This is a genomic window from Trichocoleus sp. ST-U2 (genome assembly GCF_039961875.1).
In the GTDB taxonomy this organism is placed as follows: domain Bacteria; phylum Cyanobacteriota; class Cyanobacteriia; order Cyanobacteriales; family FACHB-T130; genus FACHB-T130.
On record NZ_JAMPJY010000019.1, the window covers coordinates 1 to 18,924 of the forward strand.

19 protein-coding genes and 1 tRNA gene are annotated in these 18,924 nt (G+C 46.0%); 10 read left to right on the top strand and 10 right to left on the bottom strand.

Going from position 1 to position 18,924, the window contains the following annotated elements; translation table 11 throughout:
• Window positions 1-266: 266 nt before the first annotated feature.
• On the bottom strand, window positions 267-746 hold the full coding sequence (locus NC996_RS14295; RefSeq protein ID WP_242033976.1) for a MerR family transcriptional regulator: 480 nt from the start codon (window positions 744-746) through the stop codon (window positions 267-269).
• Window positions 747-853: 107 nt separating this feature from the next.
• Between NC996_RS14295 and NC996_RS14300 the strand changes: the two genes are divergently transcribed.
• Window positions 854-1,060, top strand: a complete 207-nt coding sequence (locus NC996_RS14300) for a hypothetical protein (RefSeq protein ID WP_190536310.1) — start codon at window positions 854-856, stop codon at window positions 1,058-1,060.
• 375 nt (window positions 1,061-1,435) lie between these two features.
• On the opposite strand, the gene NC996_RS14305 is transcribed toward NC996_RS14300, so the two are convergent.
• Window positions 1,436-1,897, bottom strand: a complete 462-nt coding sequence (locus tag NC996_RS14305; RefSeq protein WP_190686961.1) for a GNAT family N-acetyltransferase — start codon at window positions 1,895-1,897, stop codon at window positions 1,436-1,438.
• Window positions 1,898-2,270: 373 nt separating this feature from the next.
• Window positions 2,271-2,342: transfer RNA gene (locus NC996_RS14310), tRNA-Thr, on the bottom strand.
• A 270-nt stretch (window positions 2,343-2,612) separates the two neighbouring features.
• Between NC996_RS14310 and NC996_RS14315 the strand changes: the two genes are divergently transcribed.
• The 4 genes from NC996_RS14315 (at window position 2,613) to NC996_RS14330 (ending at window position 5,961) form a co-directional block, all read left to right on the top strand.
• Window positions 2,613-3,752 (top strand): sulfate ABC transporter substrate-binding protein, encoded by a 1,140-nt coding sequence (locus NC996_RS14315; RefSeq protein ID WP_190686964.1) that lies wholly within the window; start codon window positions 2,613-2,615, stop codon window positions 3,750-3,752.
• A gap of 135 nt (window positions 3,753-3,887) precedes the next feature.
• The gene (gene cysT, locus NC996_RS14320; protein ID WP_190427910.1) at window positions 3,888-4,745 is read left to right on the top strand and encodes a sulfate ABC transporter permease subunit CysT; all 858 of its coding nucleotides are present in this window, start codon (window positions 3,888-3,890) and stop codon (window positions 4,743-4,745) included.
• Entirely contained in the window at window positions 4,735-5,616 is an 882-nt protein-coding gene (cysW, locus tag NC996_RS14325) for a sulfate ABC transporter permease subunit CysW (protein WP_190439852.1), read from the top strand. Before cysT ends, cysW begins: the two co-directional genes overlap by 11 nt.
• Before the next feature lie 99 nt (window positions 5,617-5,715).
• Window positions 5,716-5,961: an NIL domain-containing protein gene (locus tag NC996_RS14330; protein ID WP_347275919.1), complete on the top strand. Its 246-nt coding sequence runs from the start codon at window positions 5,716-5,718 to the stop codon at window positions 5,959-5,961.
• 58 nt (window positions 5,962-6,019) lie between these two features.
• Here NC996_RS14330 and NC996_RS14335 read toward each other — a convergent pair whose 3' ends face one another.
• Window positions 6,020-6,667, bottom strand: a complete 648-nt coding sequence (locus tag NC996_RS14335) for a response regulator transcription factor (protein WP_190412815.1) — start codon at window positions 6,665-6,667, stop codon at window positions 6,020-6,022.
• A 201-nt stretch (window positions 6,668-6,868) separates the two neighbouring features.
• Window positions 6,869-7,321 (bottom strand): ferredoxin, encoded by a 453-nt coding sequence (locus tag NC996_RS14340; protein WP_190412814.1) that lies wholly within the window; start codon window positions 7,319-7,321, stop codon window positions 6,869-6,871.
• A 305-nt stretch (window positions 7,322-7,626) separates the two neighbouring features.
• Between NC996_RS14340 and groES the strand changes: the two genes are divergently transcribed.
• Together groES and groL are read left to right on the top strand one after the other, a co-directional pair.
• On the top strand, window positions 7,627-7,938 hold the full coding sequence (groES, locus tag NC996_RS14345; protein WP_190412813.1) for a co-chaperone GroES: 312 nt from the start codon (window positions 7,627-7,629) through the stop codon (window positions 7,936-7,938).
• Window positions 7,939-8,059: 121 nt separating this feature from the next.
• Entirely contained in the window at window positions 8,060-9,697 is a 1,638-nt protein-coding gene (groL, locus tag NC996_RS14350; protein WP_190412812.1) for a chaperonin GroEL, read from the top strand.
• Window positions 9,698-9,876: 179 nt separating this feature from the next.
• Here groL and NC996_RS14355 read toward each other — a convergent pair whose 3' ends face one another.
• From NC996_RS14355 to ilvD, 4 genes are all read right to left on the bottom strand, one after another.
• Window positions 9,877-11,688 (bottom strand): UvrD-helicase domain-containing protein, encoded by a 1,812-nt coding sequence (locus NC996_RS14355; RefSeq protein WP_190686969.1) that lies wholly within the window; start codon window positions 11,686-11,688, stop codon window positions 9,877-9,879.
• Window positions 11,689-11,892: 204 nt separating this feature from the next.
• A complete protein-coding gene (locus NC996_RS14360) occupies window positions 11,893-12,492 on the bottom strand; it encodes a hypothetical protein (protein ID WP_190527810.1) in 600 nt (199 codons plus the stop codon).
• A complete protein-coding gene (locus NC996_RS14365; RefSeq protein WP_190439843.1) occupies window positions 12,482-13,813 on the bottom strand; it encodes a cytochrome P450 in 1,332 nt (443 codons plus the stop codon). Before NC996_RS14365 ends, NC996_RS14360 begins: the two co-directional genes overlap by 11 nt.
• A 109-nt stretch (window positions 13,814-13,922) precedes the next feature.
• On the bottom strand, window positions 13,923-15,608 hold the full coding sequence (gene ilvD, locus NC996_RS14370; RefSeq protein ID WP_190686970.1) for a dihydroxy-acid dehydratase: 1,686 nt from the start codon (window positions 15,606-15,608) through the stop codon (window positions 13,923-13,925).
• Window positions 15,609-16,270: 662 nt separating this feature from the next.
• Here ilvD and NC996_RS14375 point away from each other — a divergent pair.
• From NC996_RS14375 to NC996_RS14385, 3 genes are all read left to right on the top strand, one after another.
• Window positions 16,271-16,462: a hypothetical protein gene (locus NC996_RS14375; RefSeq protein ID WP_190412807.1), complete on the top strand. Its 192-nt coding sequence runs from the start codon at window positions 16,271-16,273 to the stop codon at window positions 16,460-16,462.
• Entirely contained in the window at window positions 16,449-17,285 is an 837-nt protein-coding gene (locus NC996_RS14380) for a pentapeptide repeat-containing protein (protein WP_190412806.1), read from the top strand. The genes NC996_RS14375 and NC996_RS14380 overlap by 14 nt, the downstream gene beginning before the upstream one ends.
• A gap of 168 nt (window positions 17,286-17,453) precedes the next feature.
• Window positions 17,454-18,050 carry a pentapeptide repeat-containing protein gene (locus NC996_RS14385; RefSeq protein WP_190412805.1) on the top strand — a complete coding sequence of 199 codons (597 nt, stop codon included), beginning with the start codon at window positions 17,454-17,456 and terminating at the stop codon, window positions 18,048-18,050.
• Between the two features lie 293 nt (window positions 18,051-18,343).
• On the opposite strand, the gene NC996_RS14390 is transcribed toward NC996_RS14385, so the two are convergent.
• On the bottom strand, window positions 18,344-18,730 hold the full coding sequence (locus NC996_RS14390) for a CAAD domain-containing protein (RefSeq protein ID WP_347275920.1): 387 nt from the start codon (window positions 18,728-18,730) through the stop codon (window positions 18,344-18,346).
• Window positions 18,731-18,924 lie beyond the last annotated feature (194 nt).

Below are 18,924 nucleotides of genomic sequence, written 5' to 3' on the forward strand. Positions count from 1 at the left end.
TCATCGACAGAGCAAAAAAGTTCTTCTAGACTAAGCATGGGACGAGCCTGTAAAGCTGTTGTGTGATGACTTTTAGCTTACTCGCTTGTCCCTTCCTTATCCCGAACTCAGGTTAATTGATTGCGTCAGGGCGTTGCGCTCTCCGCGTCAGTTCGCGCTTCTTGAGGCGAGCGAACGATTGGCCTGGAGGAGTGCGGAGAGAGCGTAGCCCCTTCACACTCCTCAAAGCTACTTAGTAAATCAGTATTGTTTAACGAGTATTTTTTTTAGCTGGCTTTTCTGGATTGAGTTTTAGCTCGTTGTCTAAAGCTTTCTAAGTCAATAACTTCAGATTTACTAGCCGCTTCCCAAATTTGGTCAATGATTTCCTGAAAGGCTGGTAATACAAGTAGAGTGTACTGTCCGATGCCTCTGTTCCTTTTATCTGCCACTTTTAAGGCAGATATTTGTTTTCCTATATCTGATAGGTCTTTTTCTATCCAGAAGACCTGATCTTCTAAAACTAATATTCTTTTGTCCTTCAGCGTCTTATCCACTTCAACTTTCTCAAAGAAGTCTAAAACTTTGCGGATTGTCTGAAGGGACGTGCTTTCTCGCAAATTGCGTATAGCTTTAATTTCTAAAAGTTGTTGCCAGTTGTAGTAAACCTCTGGCTTCTTCTTGTGGTTCCAAATCCGCTCTGGCACAACCAGTCCAGCGCGATCGAGTGACTGTAGTTGGTTGGATGTAGCTCCAGTCAACTCCATAATCTCTCTTCTGCTGAATCGATCGACTACTGCCATAAAACTATTCAAAACACAAAACTGAATACATTTGTTATGCTTTTAAAAGCATGAGTTAGGTGCAACTACTCATGCTTATCGTTATTCACGAGGATCTGCCAATGTTTTATCTTCCTGGAGAGATTGTTCCTTCCAGTGGTCAGTACGCGGTTTTCTTTGGCGTTAACCGAAAACCCACGGGCGATGAAATCACTTGTATTCGAGGAAATAAGTTTCCACCTGGAATCCTTTCTGGCTACGCATACAAGCTGGTTGACCGGACAAAACATAAGGGCTAAGTACATCCTACTGCTTTTCCGCCTTCACTTGATCTAGGGGGGGCGGAAAACTTAAGTAAAACTGTCGAAAGGAAGGAGGTGAAATAAATAAATGGCGAAGACAAATGAAGGCAAGAAGATTGTCTATGTCCAGGCTCACAAAAAGATAGTGAACGGCAAGACAGTCACCGTACCGACTCATTATCGCTCTACTCCCAACTAGATAAATCCTAGTTGAGGTTTTTCTGAAGGCGAAGTAACTGTAACTGTATTTTACTTCGCCTTTTTCTTTCGCGCCGAGGGGCGGTGCTACGAAATTTTCGTAGTAGAGAAGAGCGCGATCGCGTTGCGCCGAAGAAGTCGGTTCGCTATCGCTGGAACGATTTCCTCGCTCGCTCAAAGCCGTTGAGATATTCTATGGGCTGTCGTAGGACGGTCTTCTGGTGCAGGCGGCTCTAGCCCAAACCCGTGCTTTTTGTACCAGTTGATAAGACCTGGAGTGGTGGCGATATCTTTATGAGTTAAGCAACCGTAGATGCGTCTCATCCCCTTCTGGCGAGCGAAATTAAGCGCAAACTTTAGAAGGTGAGTGCCGAGTCCTTTGTTGCGGTAGTTTCTGGGCTTGAGTTTAAATACTTTCCGCCACCTTGGGATCTCCACGACATCATCGGAGATAATCAAGTCGCCTATTTTCATTTCTCCTGGCGGATATTCTAGGAGGCATTGAAGCCGACCAACTTCCTGATTTTGATATTGCAGCTTGACGACAAGAAGCCCAGATTCATCGTCATAATCGCCTTTCATTTGGTACTGGCGACCTTGCTTATCTTTAACTAATTGCTCTATCTCCTGAGTCATCCAGCCGTTCTCGTAGACTTTCTAAAGTGCCAAGGCATGATGGATTCCGCTTGATTCCAAAACCCAAGTCGCTGTTATAGGTGTACTTGTAGCGATCGCGCGATTATCTATAAATTACTTTTTGAAAGTTATTGCTTATGATGCATTAGGCATTTATATAGCTTGGGCAGCCCATAGATTATTCCACCAAATTCTAGCTTTAGGGCAGGTCAATCGCTAACTGAGAAGCAAGCTCTATTTACACCAATGAAGTAATTTTAGTGAAAGCTGGAACCATAATATTGCCACTGTTAGATGGAAGCATAAGCCTGCCGTTGCGGCAAAGTTATGGGTAAAGTCACAAGGAAGCTAGAAGGCACAAACGTCACAAAAAAGCTGGTGACAAGATTTGAACTTGCGACCGGCTGATTACAAATCAGCTGCTCTACCCCTGAGCTACACCAGCAACCAATGTATACAATAGCAATTTTTGAATTAAATATCCAGTCCTTTCAGTATTAATACCCAATTCGATTTTAGAAAAACGAGTCTCATAAATTACTCGGCTGATTTGGGCTAGAGCAGCGATCGCCCTCGCCTTCATCTTTGCCAAACCTCTGGCTGAAATTTCCTTGCGTAACTAGACACAAACGTTCTCAGTTGCTGTACGATGTATGTTCGTAACCATAAATTACGGTATCCCGACCGATGTACCGGGGATTAAAGGAGAGCGTTCATGCGTTTGTGGCAAATTACTCGGCTTAAGGCACTTCAACCGTGGAAACAACAGACAGCCAGATGGCTGAAGGTCACTTCCCGGAAGGGTTTTGTGTCTCTGTTCCTATTGGGGATGAGTTTAAGCGTAGCGATCGCATCTTGCGCCCCCAGCAACTCTAATTCCCCGACAACTACTGCTCCAGGTAGTGCTAGTCCCGCGGCAAAAACCGGCGATGCACAAGTAACCCTCGTCTCCTACGCAGTGACTCGCGCCGCCTACGAAAAAATTATTCCCCAGTTCACTGCTAAGTGGAAGCAGGAACACAACCAAAACGTTACCTTCAACCAAAGCTATGGTGGATCTGGCTCCCAAACCCGTGCCGTAATCGATGGTTTAGAGGCGGACGTTGTAAACCTGGCTCTCGCTCTTGATACCGAGAAGATTGAGAAAGCCGGGTTGATTGAAACTGGTTGGGAGAAAGAAGCACCGAATGGTGCAATTGTCACCAGATCTGTTGCAGCACTGGTTACTCGCGAGGGCAATCCTAAAGGAATTAAAACCTGGGCAGACTTAGCCAAAGATGGCGTGCAAGTCATTACAGCTAACCCCAAAACTTCTGGTGGCGCTCGCTGGAACTTCTTAGGTTTATGGGGTTCTGTGACCAGAACGGGCGGTGATGATGCTAAAGCCCAAGAATTGGTCACTAAAGTTTACAAGAATGTCCCCGTGCTACCGAGAGACGCCCGCGAAGCCAGCGATGTCTTTTTCAAGCAAGGACAGGGAGATGTTTTAATCAACTATGAAAACGAAGTAATATTGGCTGGACAAAACGGTCAGAAACTGCCTTATGTCGTGCCCGATACGAATATCTCCATCGATAGCCCTGTCGCCGTTGTGGACAAAAACGTTGACAAACACGGCACAAGAGAAATTGCAGAAGCGTTTGTCAAGTTTCTGTATACCCCAGAAGCCCAACGAGAATTTGCCAAGGTGGGATTCCGACCCGTTGATCCGACAGTAGGGGAAGAAGTCGCGAAGCAGTATACCCCAGTTAAAACTCTCTTCACCGCTCAAGATTTAGGGGGCTGGGACGAGATCCAGAAGAAGTTTTTTGATGACGGAACAATTTTTGACAAAATTCAAGCTGGTGGCAGATAAAGACTGACTAGGAGCTAATTGCTAGTTGCATCATGATCAACCAACAAAAGATTAAGATTCGTTAGCAATTAGCCACCAGTAAAACCAAGAACAAGTACCAAATTTCATCATCCTTATAATCCTGGATACTTTCCTATGGCTGTATCGGCTCCTCCTCAACAAACTTCTGTGTCGAAAAACCCATTTCACCAGATAACCAGTATGTCCTGGCCTTGGCGGATTACTTTGGGGTATCTCACCTTCATGCTCATCCTGCCCGTGTCCGCCCTTCTGTTGAAAGCAAGTACAGAGAAACCGATTGATTTTTGGAGGATTGCTACCAGTCCCGTCGCTCTTGCGACCTACGATGTCACCTTCATCACAGCCTTGATTGCGGCACTGCTGAATGGGGTGTTTGGCGTTTTGATTGCTTGGGTTTTGGTTCGCTATGAGTTTCCATTCAAACGGTTCATTGATGCAGCCATTGATTTGCCTTTTGCGCTGCCTACTTCAGTCGCGGGTTTGACACTGGCAACGGTCTACAGCGAGAACGGTTGGATTGGTTCCCTGCTAGCACCTTTGGGGATTAAGGTGGCATTCACGCGATTGGGAGTGGGGATCGCGATGGTGTTTATCTCCTTGCCATTTGTGGTGCGAACCTTGCAGCCTGTATTGCAAGAAATGGAGCATGAAATTGAAGAAGCCGCTTGGTCTTTGGGAGCCTCTAAATTTCAGACCTTTTGGCGGGTTGTTTTGCCACCTTTAATGCCAGCAATTTTAACAGGTGTAGCGTTGGGATTTGCCCGTGCTGTTGGAGAATATGGCTCGATCGTAATTGTGGCGGCGAATATACCTTTTAAGGACTTAATCGCCTCTGTTTTGATTATTCAGCGATTGGAACAATATGACTATTCAGGCGCAACGGTGATTGGCACCGTTTTATTAGTAATTTCGCTGTTAGTTCTAATCGTAATTAATCTTTTGCAAGCGTGGGGACGACGGTATGAACTCTAATGTAGCAGGGAAGTCTTTTAATCCAGATTCAAAAACGCCTCAAGTCTCCTCAATCCAGAAGGAAAAAAGCTGGGTAAAATTTGTTTTGATTGGGGTAGCGATCGCTTACTTAGCTGTGATTCTGTTCATTCCAGCCATCAACGTCTTTGTGCAAGCATTTAAGGGAGGGATTGGCCCCTTTATACACAATCTGACGGAACCCAACTTTCTTCATGCTGTAAAGCTGACTATCTTGATCGCCCTAATTGTCGTACCGATGAATGTCGTGTTTGGACTCTGTGCAGCTTGGGTGGTCGCACGACATCGATTTCGGGGTCGAACCTTTCTCATCAGCCTTTTAGACATCCCCTTTGCCGTATCCCCAGTCGTCGCTGGACTGATGATCGTGCTGCTCTATGGACGCAATGGTTGGTTTGGGTCGCTGCTAGCGGCAGCAAACATAAAAATTATTTTTGCCGCGCCTGCAATGATATTGGCGAGCGCATTTATTACGATGCCTTTTGTCGCCCGTGAAGTGATTCCTGTTTTGGAAGAAGCTGGTTCAGATCAAGAAGAAGCGGCTAAAACGTTGGGTGCGAATGACTGGCAAATCTTCTGGCGCGTCACTCTGCCGAATATTCGCTGGGGTCTCCTCTACGGCGTCATTTTGACCAACGCCAGAGTCATGGGCGAGTTTGGTGCCGTCTCGGTTGTATCTGGCAATATTGCGGGCAAAACTCAAACCCTGCCGTTGTTTGTGGAGGAAGCTTATAAGCAATACCAGACTCAAGCATCTTTCTCAGCCGCCGTTCTGCTTGGCGCACTCGCGTTAGTGACCCTGGTCTTGAAAGAAATTCTAGAGCGTAAAACCAGTATTAAAGATGTTGAATAGGAGGAATTGAAGACTATGTACAGTACAAATGACTTGCCTGTAAATACCTCTAAACCAGCTCAATCTACGACTGGGCACGAAGATAAAAGACCTACTAAAATGCGTGTCAGAATCCGCATTCCCAAGGAATATCAGGAAGATCCAATCATCTCACGACTAGTCTCTCACCACGGTGTCACAGTTAATATTGCTGCTGCCCTTTTAGGAGCCAACGCTAGAGATGATGGCTGGTTTGACCTAGAACTCTCAGGATCGACTCGCCAACTTCAAAGCGCCTTAACTTATTTGAATGAACTGGATCTAGAACTGTGGGGCAAATCTGACAGCGAACAAGATGGGTGGTAACGAAAATTTAAAAAGGCAAAATTAATAATAGAAATTATTAATTTTGCCTTTTTATTTGTTAAGCCATATTACTCTCAATCGCCCAACGAGCTAACTCCGTGCGGTTATGGAGATTCGTTTTACCTAACATATTGGATACGTGGCTCTCAATCGTGCGCTGAGAGACGTTCATCTGCTCAGCAATTTCTCGATTTGCCATACCTCTTGCCACAAACTGAACTACTTTCAGCTCGGTCGGGGTTAATTCTACAGTGTCAGGTACCTGGAGTTTCGACCCTCCTTCGGTTCCTCTAGCTGGATGATGAATTAGGCGAGTGGCCTGCTTAAGAGAAGATTCCACTTGCGCCACCAATTCTTCAGGCTCAAAGGGCTTGACCATGTAGACATCTGCCCCAGTATTGAGACCCTTGACTCGGTCTTGACTTTGACCTTTCGCTGAGAGGAATAGAACTGGAATCCAGCTGATGCGGGGATCTTCTCTGACGTGTTGCACAAGGGCAATTCCGTCCATCTCTGGCATCATGACATCACAGATAATCATGTCAGGAATATCATGCTCTAGAACTTCCAGTGCTTCCCGACCATTTTCAGCGGTGATGACTTCGTACCCCCGAAATTCCAGGTAGTCCTTGACCAGCAAAATCAGGTTGGGGTCGTCATCAATCAGCAACAGTCGTTTGTTATCTCTTATACTGGTGTCTTTCATGCTGTGCCACTCGCCAAGCCTGGAATTGTGAAAATTTAAACCGTTTTGTACGTATAGTTTACGTTTTTTTCAGCACCCTGCTGCACCGACTCCTACTAAGTCTAGGCAATTCCTATAATCTCTTTTTAGAAAATTATAGTCACTGACATGGGTCACAACGACGAAAATCTAGTAGGTACACGGAAGAATATAACGTAGCTACTATGTTACTGTATAGGGTTTTGGTAGTGGATGAACCAAGAAAGCGTATTCTTGCACAATTTTGTTGCCAATCAGATGTTCTTGGATAATCCGCTCAATGACTTCAGGAGTCGCTCCACGATACCAAACACCATCTGGGTAAACGACTAGAATTGGGCCTTGGGAGCAAACTCGCAGACAGTTTGCTTTGGTGCGGAAAATGCAAAGAGGGCTTTTGTCGGAAGGCTTGTCTAGTTTTAGCTCTTTAAGTCGCTTTTTCAAGTAATTCCAAGATTCTAAACTGGTTTCCTTGGAGCAACACTGGGGTAAGGTTGGATCGGCACAGATGAAGACATGGCGCTGAATTTGATTCAGTCCCAAGGTCTGCACACAAGCGGCGAGAGCGTTTGGGTCTGATGATTGACAAGTTTCAGGAATTTCAGGGCTAGACTCAGCCACTGTGTTTTCAGTCATTATTTATTTGATTTCCTTGGAAGAAGCGAGATATCCGTTTTTTAGGAGATTTTAGCGGTTCCAATTTTTTTTAGCAGATTGAGTGCGAGCGCGCTATGCCATCCCAATGACTAAAGCTATCTTTGTGTCTTAAGCATTTCTACTAAAGTCTTCCGACAACCGGATAAGTTCGGGAACCCGTACAAAGAATTTTGTTGCGATCGCACACTGGTTGGGCTAAATTAGCACTCAGAGGTTGAGAGTGCTAATTCTCAACGAACGAATCGTGTGTCTTGAGTCAAACCTGTAATAGGAGCGAAGTTTGTATGGCAGCTGTATCTCTAAGCGTATCCACTGTTAAGCCGCTGGGCGATCGCGTTTTTGTGAAAGTGAGCGCTGCTGAAGAGAAAACCGCTGGTGGAATTCTTCTTCCTGATAATGCCAAAGAAAAGCCTCAAGTAGGGGAAGTCGTCGCTGTGGGACCTGGCAAGCGCGATGACAAAGGCACTCGTGTTGAGTTGGAAGTCTCTGTGGGCGACAAGGTTCTCTACTCCAAGTACGCTGGCACAGACATCAAACTCGGCACAGAAGAGTACGTTCTGCTCTCAGAGAAGGACATTTTAGCAGTCGTTTCATAAAGTTATGAGTTCTGAGTTGAGAGTTCCGAGTTAAAAACATCTGCTTAACTCAACGCTCAAAACTCAACGCTCAACACTCCTTCAAAACTCAAAACTCAAAACTCAAAACAACTGAGGAACTATGGCTAAGCGCATTATTTACAACGAAAACGCTCGTCGCGCCCTGGAAAAAGGGATGGACATCCTAGCTGAAGCAGTGGCTGTCACTCTCGGCCCTAAAGGCCGCAACGTGGTACTAGAGAAGAAGTTTGGCGCACCGCAAATCGTGAATGATGGTGTCACCATTGCCAAAGAAATTGAATTAGAAGATCACGTTGAAAACACGGGTGTCTCCTTAATTCGTCAAGCTGCTTCTAAGACCAATGATGCTGCTGGTGATGGCACCACGACTGCAACCGTTCTCGCTCACGCAATCGTAAAAGAGGGCTTGAGAAACGTTGCTGCGGGTGCGAATGCAATTTCTCTGAAGCGCGGGATTGACAAAGCCACTGGCTTCCTGGTGGAAAGAATTGCCGAACACGCCAAACAAGTAGAAGATTCCAAAGCGATCGCTCAAGTTGGAACCATCTCTGCTGGTAACGACGAAGAAGTCGGTCGGATGATCGCTGAAGCGATGGATAAGGTGGGCAAAGAAGGCGTCATCTCCCTAGAAGAAGGGAAGTCCATGACCACCGAACTAGAAATCACTGAAGGGATGCGCTTTGACAAAGGCTACATCTCTCCCTACTTCGCTACCGACATGGAGCGGATGGAAGCGGTTCTGGAAGAGCCTTTCATCCTGCTGACCGATAAGAAAATCACGCTTGTCCAAGACTTAGTGCCCGTTCTGGAGCAAGTCGCTCGTGCTGGTCGTCCTCTGATCATTATCGCTGAGGACATCGAGAAAGAAGCACTGGCAACCCTAGTAGTTAACCGCCTGCGGGGTGTGCTGAACGTGGCTGCTGTTAAGGCTCCTGGTTTTGGCGATCGCCGCAAAGCAATGCTGGAAGACATTGCCGTTCTCACTGGTGGTCAGCTGATCACCGAAGATGCTGGTCTGAAGCTGGAAAGCACCCGGTTAGAAATGCTGGGCAAAGCTCGCCGCATCAACATCACCAAGGACAACACCACAATTGTCGCCGAAGGCAACGAAGCTGCTGTGAAGTCTCGTTGTGAGCAAATCCGCCGTCAAATGGACGAAACCGATTCTTCCTACGACCGCGAGAAGCTGCAAGAGCGTCTAGCTAAGCTGGCTGGTGGCGTCGCTGTCGTCAAAGTGGGCGCTGCGACCGAAACCGAAATGAAGGACAAGAAGCTGCGTCTGGAAGATGCCATCAACGCGACTAAAGCTGCTGTGGAAGAAGGGATCGTTCCTGGCGGTGGCACAACCCTAGCTCACCTGACTCCCCAACTGGAAGAGTGGGCAACTGCCAACCTGAAGAATGAAGAGCTGACAGGTGCGATGATTGTTTCTCGTGCTTTGGCTGCTCCTCTGAAGCGGATCGCTGAAAACGCCGGTCAGAATGGCGCTGTCATCGCTGAGCGCGTCAAAGAGAAGGACTTCAACGTCGGCTACAACGCCGCGACAAATGAGTTCGTCGATATGTTTGAAGCTGGTATCGTTGACCCCGCTAAGGTGACTCGTTCCGCTCTGCAAAATGCCGCTTCTATCGCTGGCATGGTGCTGACCACCGAGTGCATCGTGGTTGACAAGCCTGAGCCGAAAGATGGCGCTCCTGCGGGTGCTGGCGCTGGCATGGGCGGCGACTTCGACTACTAATTTACTCTCTGGGTGGGCATTGCCCACCTACTAATTAAAAAAGCTGTTTCCTAGTGGAAGCAGCTTTTTTTGTTTGAACCGCGTTAGCGAAGCCGCAAGGGAGCGCTTAGACGCAAAGGGCACGAAGCAAGAGAAAGAGGAGGGCGATCGTAATGTTGATGTTGCCATATAGACTCTTTCTAAGATAATCGCTCCCAGGTACTCCCAAACAAATCATATTTATTACAACAATTGATCACACATAAATCTTTCATGCTTCTTGATAGAGCAGTGTAAACCAGATAATCAAGAGATTTTCCTGTATTCATGAGATGGTTTATCTCTGGTGTCAATAGGATTACTGTCTTTAGTTCCCACCCCTTGAAACTGTGAATAGTTGACATTTTTAACCTGCTATCACCCATCCAGAATGATTTTTTGTGATAATGGCTCTTCTCTGGATCTTCAAACACATGATTTACATTTATGCCCTTACTTTCAAAAATATTAACCAGGTTCCAGCCAGTTTTATGGTCTGGAACTAAAAAAATAATGTCACTGGGCTGGACACCTTTTTCAAAAAAATATTTGTATGCTTTTTCGCAAAGTTCTATTCCTTTGTTTACAGGAGATACATTTTCCCAAATAAGTTTTGGATTATTAAATAACTCCATTTGATTTGAAACTATTGGGATATCCTCTGGATCTCGGTCAAGAAATTGAACTGCAAAATCATTGACTACTTGTACAAGTAAATTTGGTAATCTATATGATTTGTTTTCTTTTAGTTCTCCCCAGCGTCCCCTAAACTGTACATTTTTCATTTGTCCATTTGTCCATTCTAAATCTCTTTTATAAATATTTTGCCTGGGATCGCAAACCAGGAGTAATTCATTCCTTAGAGTTAAATACTTGCAAAGTAGACAGTACCATTCCCAACAATAATCTTGACCTTCATCAATCAAAATTGCATCAAATTTTAATTGCTGTCTACTAGCTTTATAATTAGATTTATCAGTGATAGCTTCAAGCAAACGGTTTGGTACAATAGTCTTAAAAATCTCATCAATGTCAGTTTTATTACTAATAGGCCATTTCATGCCTAATCGCTTATATTCATCACTACAAAATCCATGAAAATGTTTAAATACAATATTTTTCCCTTGAAAGTCAAACGGTGTACGGGCTATCTGATCTCTTATATAATGCCAAAGGGTAATATTAAACGTTATAACCAGAACGTGCTTACCCTCTGAAGCTAATCTTGCTGCTCTATAAGCCAGTATTAATGTCTTGCCACTACCAGCTACAGCTTTAATACGGTGATGCCCAGGATTTGGCTTGGAGTGTTGGTCTTGACTTGAATCTAGTTTAATCTTTGTACCTTGCTCTTTACTATGAAATGGAGGAGCAAGCCAAACTCTTAAAGTCTCAAAAATCTGGCTATCTTTAGGCTCAATAAAATTGCTGCGTTGATAATTAGCATCTGGTACAATACTTAGCAGTTTTTCTTTATTTAGAGCATCATGACCTATCATTGGCTCATATTTTGAGCCTTTATATTTTGATTTTTCAAGAAACTCAGTTACTTCCTGAGTAGTTGCCTTGTGAAAGTAAACACCAGTTTTTATAAGGCTAAAAGCCTTTTTGTTATTATCAATTTTTTCTCCTAAACTAGGTATGTAAAGATTTAATATATTGTTCCTGTAATGTCGTACTTGTTCAATTGGGTTGTCAACAATGTATTTTCCTGTTGAATTACTAACAAATAAATTATCTGAGTCCCATTGATAGCTACGTAAATTCCAATCTTTAACTTCATATACCATTACACCTACCTGGGGATTTAAAATTACAACATCTGGTCTGTCACCATTTAGAAACGGTTGTACATAAATATCCCAAGCTGGGGGTAAATACTTATCCAAAAATTCTGCTAGCTTTCTTTCGCCTTCAGTCAAAGGATTGCTAAAATTATTTATTTCATTCCAACTGGGAAAAATACGTGCCATAAAATTTATTAAAAGTTTATTTAATAAGTGCGTTACTAGCCATGCAAACATAGCGAATAAGCATCCGCATCAGGAATAGCACCTAGATTTAAATAAATACAAAAATATACTTACGGAGTTTTACAGTTGCTCACCCTAAATTTAAGCAAAGTGAGCGCACCCACCATTACCCAGCGCCATCACTCTGGCTTTGGTTTAATTTTTTCAAACTTCTATATTAATTTTGTCTGAGGCGAGAATTGCTGCCACTTCTTGTAAAAGCTCGTTTTGTTCTTTCTGAATGGCTTCTAGCCTAGAGGATATCTCTGCCAGTCGTTGCTGTTTACCTTTCTCGACAGAGTGAAAATTTGAATCTGATAAAGCTGGGAGTTCAGCATTCTTAGCACCCGTTAACTGTTGGAAAGCTAAGCCTCCAAACTTGGAAATTGATTGAAAGCTAACTCCAAATAAGAGCTGAATTAGCTTAAAAGGAGCTTTCAAGATTGATAAGCTAGTTGTCTCAATTAAGCGACCAACTGCTTTGATTAAGCTCCCAGCGATCGCTATCGCAAACAACAAAACAACTAAGCTGACAATTGGGTGATTCGTCGCCCAGATGAATACCTGAAGTAGCCGCAAGACGGAGGGGTGAGCTTGCAGCCATTCATTGATAGAAGAAGCGATCGCTGTTTGAATTGGATTAGACATAACACCACCAGAGCTAAACGCTTTTTGCTGCGTTTGTTCGTATAGAGCCTTTGGTTCCTCAATTGTGATGTTATCGTTTTCCCGAACAAGTGCGATCGCGTCACACCTATGTTTCACATAGCACTTGCAACGGTTGAAACCGAACGCGCAGCCTATCTCTTGGGTGGCTGGTGGGAATCTCTACTGAATCTAGGCGTTGATTTGGTAATAGTTCCCACTGATAACCCCGTAGTAAGTGGGCGGCTACAATTTTCATCTCCATTTTCGCAAATGCTATCCCAATACAAATTCGTGGCCCACCACCGAAACCAATTAAACTAAAGGGACGCTGCTTGTGTTCTTGCCGTTGGGGGCTGAAGCGATCGGGATCGAAACGTTCTGGTTCGGGGTAAACCGTTGATAGTCGATGAGTCCCGATAATCGAATACACCGCCTGCCACCCAGATGGAACTTGAAAGCTATTAAACTCAAATGGTTTGACGACACCGCGAAAACCACCCCCGACGGGCTGATGCAGTCGTTCAGTCTCGCAGAGAATTTGGTCTAGATAAGGCATTTGCCCTAATTGTTCTAAATTTACTCCTCCCCTAGCCGCAAGCTGCTGCTGTTCTTCCCTGGCGCGTTGCAGAACCTCTGGGTGACGGGCTAACTCCAGGCACAACCAAGTCAGCATCGAAGTGGTCGTTTCATGCCCAGCGAAGAGTAACAGCATTGCTTGGGCGCGGATTTCCTTTTCGCTCATGCCGTTACCGTCTTCATCCTTAGCTTGTAATAAAAGGCTGAGAACGTCTTTAGTCGGATGTTGCTGGCGATCGCGCACCACTTTGCCCAAATGTTCTAAAATTTCGTTACGAGCAGCGATCGCTTTCCCAAACTGCGTAAACGGTAAAGGCAGCGGATTGATGGCAAATAGACCATTTGTTAGTCTTGTAAACAACTGGCTCAACCGAACACCTTCAGCCCCCGGATTCGTACCCAGCAATAATTGACTAGCAATATCAAACGTTAGCTGTTTGAACTCATCAAACCAGGTAAATTCCTGTTTCTGCTGCCATTTTTCGAGATAGCTTTGCGTAATCGACTCCATTGTGGCAACGTAGTTTCCTAACGCTGCGCCATGCAAAGCTGGCATCATCAGGCGGCGATTTCTCCGATGCTCCTCGCCATCTTGCACAAATAGTGATTCGCCCAGCAGTATTTTAAAATTGTTGGGCCACCCTTCGCGCCACGAGAAACAATCCATGTGGCTGGAGAGAACAAATTCAGATGCCTCTGGCCCCACCATAAAAACCGTAGGTTTGCCAATAACATGACTCTTAAAGATAGAGCCATATTGCTGATAGCGCTTTTCGATAAATTTGGGGTCGAACACAAACGCGAGTGTTTCGCCAAGCACCGGCAACCCCATCCTACCAGGAGGAAGTTTATCGCTGTTCATTATTTTTAATCTGCGTTAAAAGTTATAAAAAAATGAAGTATAAAGAGAAACTTCAGGGTTCTTCTTTTATACTTCATTTTTTGGTTTATCTAACAGTTAAAGACTGTTTTCAACCCAAATCTAAATCCGTCACGGCACCGACACTGCTAGAAGAAACTAACTTGGCATATTTTGCCAGTACGCCAGTTGTATAACGCGGTTTAGGCGGTTGCCAAGCAGCGCGACGACGCTCTAGCTCTTCATCAGGTACATGAAGGTGTAACAGGCGATCGCGTGCATCAATTGTAATGGTATCGCCTTCTTCAACGAGAGCGATCGCGCCTCCTACAGCCGCCTCTGGGGCTACGTGACCGACAACCATGCCGTAAGTCCCACCAGAGAAGCGTCCATCGGTAATCAAGCCAACAGCATCCCCTAATCCCGCACCAATCAGGGCAGAAGTGGGAGCCAGCATTTCTCGCATTCCAGGGCCACCCTTGGGGCCTTCGTAGCGAATCACCAGGACATCCCCACGGTTGATCTTGCCAGCCAGAATGGCTGCTAAAGAAGCTTCTTCAGATTCAAATACCCGCGCTGGGCCTGTTATTGAAGGGGTTTTGACGCCGGTAATTTTGGCGACAGCCCCTTCCGTTGCCAGATTGCCTCTCAGGATGGCTAGGTGCCCTTGAGCATACATCGGGTTATCCCAGGGACGGATAACATCTTGGTCAGCACGGGGCTGTTCTGGGACATCTGCCAAGACTTCAGCAATGGTTTGTCCGGTGATGGTCAGGGCGTCCCCATGTAGCAAATCGTGTACCAGGAGCATCTTCATCACCTGGGGAATTCCACCGGCTTTGTGGAGGTCAGTGGCGACATACTGACCGCTCGGCTTGAGGTCGCACAAAACTGGAACGCGGGCGCGAATGATTTCAAAATCATCCAGACATAATTCGACGCCAATTGTATGAGCGATCGCGAGTAAGTGCAGCACGGCATTCGTAGAACCGCCCACTGCCATAATTACAGAAATGGCATTCTCAAACGCTTTTCGGGTAACAATCTGTCGCGGTAAAAGTTGTTTTTTAATTGCCTCTACTAGGACAAAAGCAGATTTCTCAGCACTTTCTGCTTTTTCAGCATCTTCTGCTGCCATTGTGGAAGAATAAGGCAAGCTCATCCCCATCGCTTCAAAAGCGGAAGACATTGTATTGGCAGTGTACATTCCGCCGCAAGAACCGGCACCCGGACAAGCCTTGCGTTCTACTTGCAGCAACTCATCCGTGTCAATTTTCCCGGCACTGTGTTGCCCCACCGCTTCAAAAGCACTCACAACCGTCAAATCGCGCCCGTTGTGATGTCCCGGTTTAATCGTACCGCCATACACGAAAATAGCCGGAATATTCATCCGAGCGATCGCAATCATCGCTCCGGGCATATTCTTATCGCAGCCCCCAATTGCCAGCACTCCATCCATACTCTGCCCGTTGCAGGCAGTCTCAATCGAATCGGCGATGACTTCCCGCGACACTAGGGAATACTTCATCCCTTCGGTGCCCATTGAAATCCCATCGCTGATGGTAATCGTGCCGAACATCTGAGGCATCGCCCCAGCCACCTTGGCTCCAGCTTCAGCCCGTTTCGCTAAATCATTTAACCCCATATTGCAGGGGGTAATGGTGCTGTACCCATTGGCAATTCCCACAATGGGTTTCGTAAAATCCTCATCTCCAAAACCAACAGCACGTAACATAGCCCGGTTGGGCGATCGCTGTACGCCTTGGGTGACGACTTGGCTTCTCAAATTCTCCGGCATTCTCTGTCCTTAAGATTGCTTTTCGGTGGATCGGCTATTCTCTTTGCAGGTTTGGTGTTTGAGAGAAGGTCTCCCCATATAACTAGATTACAGGAATCTTCTTGTCAAAGAGCTACCCGCTGACAGCTACCAGGTGGCAGCTATTTTGTAACAATTAGAGTTAATTGAGCGGAGTTGAGCGCTCAAGTTAGGAATAAGATTCAGTAGCTAGAGATTAACCTCTAGTTCTCATGATTATTTAGGAGTTTCCAGCCTTGTAAATCTTTGATAGAAAATGCGCGAACTAACAAGTCAGCGCTAGGCTAACGCCTCGCTTCGCTGTTTTCATGCCCAAAGGGCTGTACGCTATTGCCACCCCTCCGCCAAAATTCTAGGCGCGGTGAAGCATAGTGACTTTATCCCACACTTAACCTTACGGTTATAGTGTAAGCTTTCTCAACCTCACGGCTACTGGTTCTAGTATCCAACAGGCAAACTCGCTCAAGCATCTACACTGACTGAATGTCCAACAATTAAACTGACCCAGGCTCCAAACGCGAGTTCCACCGTTTTTGAATCCCGCTCGAAGTGAAGGATCTAAACAAATGTTCGCTCTACCTGTGTACCCAGGAGGTTTTACGCACTCAAGGGTTAGGGAGTGTCGCCTCCTGCTTCAATGTGTCATGGTTCTGTGTCGATCCCAATCGTCGATTAGAACCTTTATTTTTGGCTTTGAGCGTCTGTCATCCCACCCTTGGGCAGTTGGCATAGACTGCGATCGCTATTTTCCTGCCACTCTAGGAGAGGGGTTGAACCCCATCCCTAACGACTGTAGCGGCAGTACCCTGAAGGGAGGTCTAGATGGATGCCGATGAACTGAAACGTCTCTACGCAGCAGGCGAACGAGATTTTCGAGAGGTAAGTCTGCGAAGAGCAGACCTGATGGGAATTGACCTGAGCGAAGCGAACCTGCGGGGAGCAGACCTGCGCGAAGCAAATCTAATTGGGGCATACCTAATCGGAGTCAACCTACGGGAGGCAAATCTCAATGGAGCGGTTCTCCGCGCCAATCTCAGCGAGGCAAATCTTATCGGCGCTAGCCTGATTGACGCCAACCTGAGCGAAGCGATTTTAACTGAAGCGAGTTTACGAGCTGCCAATCTCAGCGGAGCTAACCTCGCCGGAGCTAACCTGAGTCACGCTCTTTTGAGCGAGACTATTCTCCGCGATGCCAATCTGACTGGAGCCAAACTAATTGATGCACCCTTAAGTCGAAGCAACTTGACGAATGCTACGTTGATTGGAGCTGTGCTGGAAGGTGCAAACTTAACGAATGCCATTCTAATTGGAGCCAACCTGGAGAAAGCCAACTTAGCGAACGCTGTTTTAAATGGAGCCAGTGCAATTGGAGCAAATCTCACGCAAGCAGACTTGAGCCGCGCCAAGATGAGCGGAACCAATCTGACAAATGTCATCTTAATTAAAGCCAATCTGAGGGGAGCAAATGTAAGTTGGGCGACTCTGCGAGGAGCGAATCTCACCGGAGCTAACTTGTACAGGTCAAAACTATGCTGGTCAAACCTAACTGGGGCAATTCTCACTGAAGCGGTTCTCATTGACGCTAACCTAAATCGGGTCAATTTCCGTGACGCCGATATGACTGGTGCCATCATGCCTAATGCAGCTACGCACGAGTAGCGAAGTGACAAGTCAGCCCTAAACTAACGCCTTGCTTCGCTGTTTTCATGCCCAAAGGGCTGTACGCGATCGCCAGCAAGATTTTAGATTGGCAATTCATCGAAAATCAATCTAAAATCCAAAACTCCTAAGTCCACGCTAACTGGAAGCAATTTAGAGGCAATAGAAATGGATGGGGATGAGGTTTTAACACGATATGCTGCTGGAGAACGGGATTTCCAGAAGTTAGATTTGAAGGCGGCAAATCTGGAAGGAGCGAACCTACGCCAGGTCGATTTCAGCGAGACGATTCTGGAGGGAGTTAACCTAGCCGGAGCCAACCTGCGGGGGGTGAACCTAACAGGTGCCGATCTGAGTGGAGCAAACTTGAGTCGTGCTGATCTCACGGGTGCTGATCTCACGGGTGCTGACTTGATCGGAACCAATTTTGATAAAGCCAGACTGATTGGAACAAGGCTCGTTAAAACCGAACCGATTGGTGCTGAGTTAACTGGAGCGAACTTAACTGGCGCAAATCTAACTGGCGCAGATATGAGAAGGGCAAACTTGAGCTACGCCAACCTCAGCGATGCAATCTTGTGTGAAGCCAATCTGACTAGCGCCCTCCTCATTGGAGTAAATCTGAATAGAACCGACTTAATTAAGGCGAATTTGAGTCAAGCCGACTTAAGTGAAACTGATTTGAACGGAGCCGATTTAAGTGGAGCGGAATTGAGCGGGACAATTATGCCAGTTGAACACTTTACACCCAGCGAGAGCAAATGAGCCGCGATCGTTGGTAAATTCAACGATCAAATCCGACGATCGCGCCAAACTTAGTGGTAGAGATGCAATTCCTGCCAGTCTTCTACAATCTAGAAGCTAAAATCCAAAATGATATTTTGGATTCGACTCGCTTAAAAATATCACGTGATGGGCACACGCGCTTTCTACCAGTATTAAGAAATTTACAACTAAAATTATTAGGGGCAGTCACTAGTGTGCTACCCCTAAGTCAGAAAATCAGAGACGCAGGGCAACAATGCTGTGCGGAAATGAGCTATGCGGAAATGAGAAATTTACGAGTTATTGGAATCCCCGCCGACAACTTGCGACTTGAGAGCTTTAAACTCCTCGGACAACTCCTGACGATTAGAAGCTCGGAGTAAGTAGCGGTACACAAACCAGGCTGAGTAGCCAATTCCTACCAGTTCAAAGGTCGGCGCTAGCAGAGGAATATCATTAAGCGCATCCAGAACCGCCAGTGTCACCTTCACGGTAATGATGCCAGCTAATATTAGACCTAGAGTGGTCAAGGGGCGCTGGTACTCTGAGAAGAACTCACCTAAGTATTCGGGTAGTTCTGCGAAAAATGCGGAAATTTGTTCTCCAATTTGCTGCCACTTTTCCGTTGATTGGGTGGCTGGGGGTAGAGCTGCCAATTCGCCTGGGGCGTCAACTCTCATTTCTACCTGGGTTTTTTCGGTCTCTGGAGCGGAATAATCAGTTTGCATGGTGTCCATATCCTCCATATCGTTGTTTTAGGTACGATTGTGTATCGTTTAGGCAAGATAGCTGGGTACAATTGCGGGGTGAATTCCTCTTGCTCATATTATCAGACACCCCAAGACCACTTCGCTGAGTCCAGAATTTTCCGGTT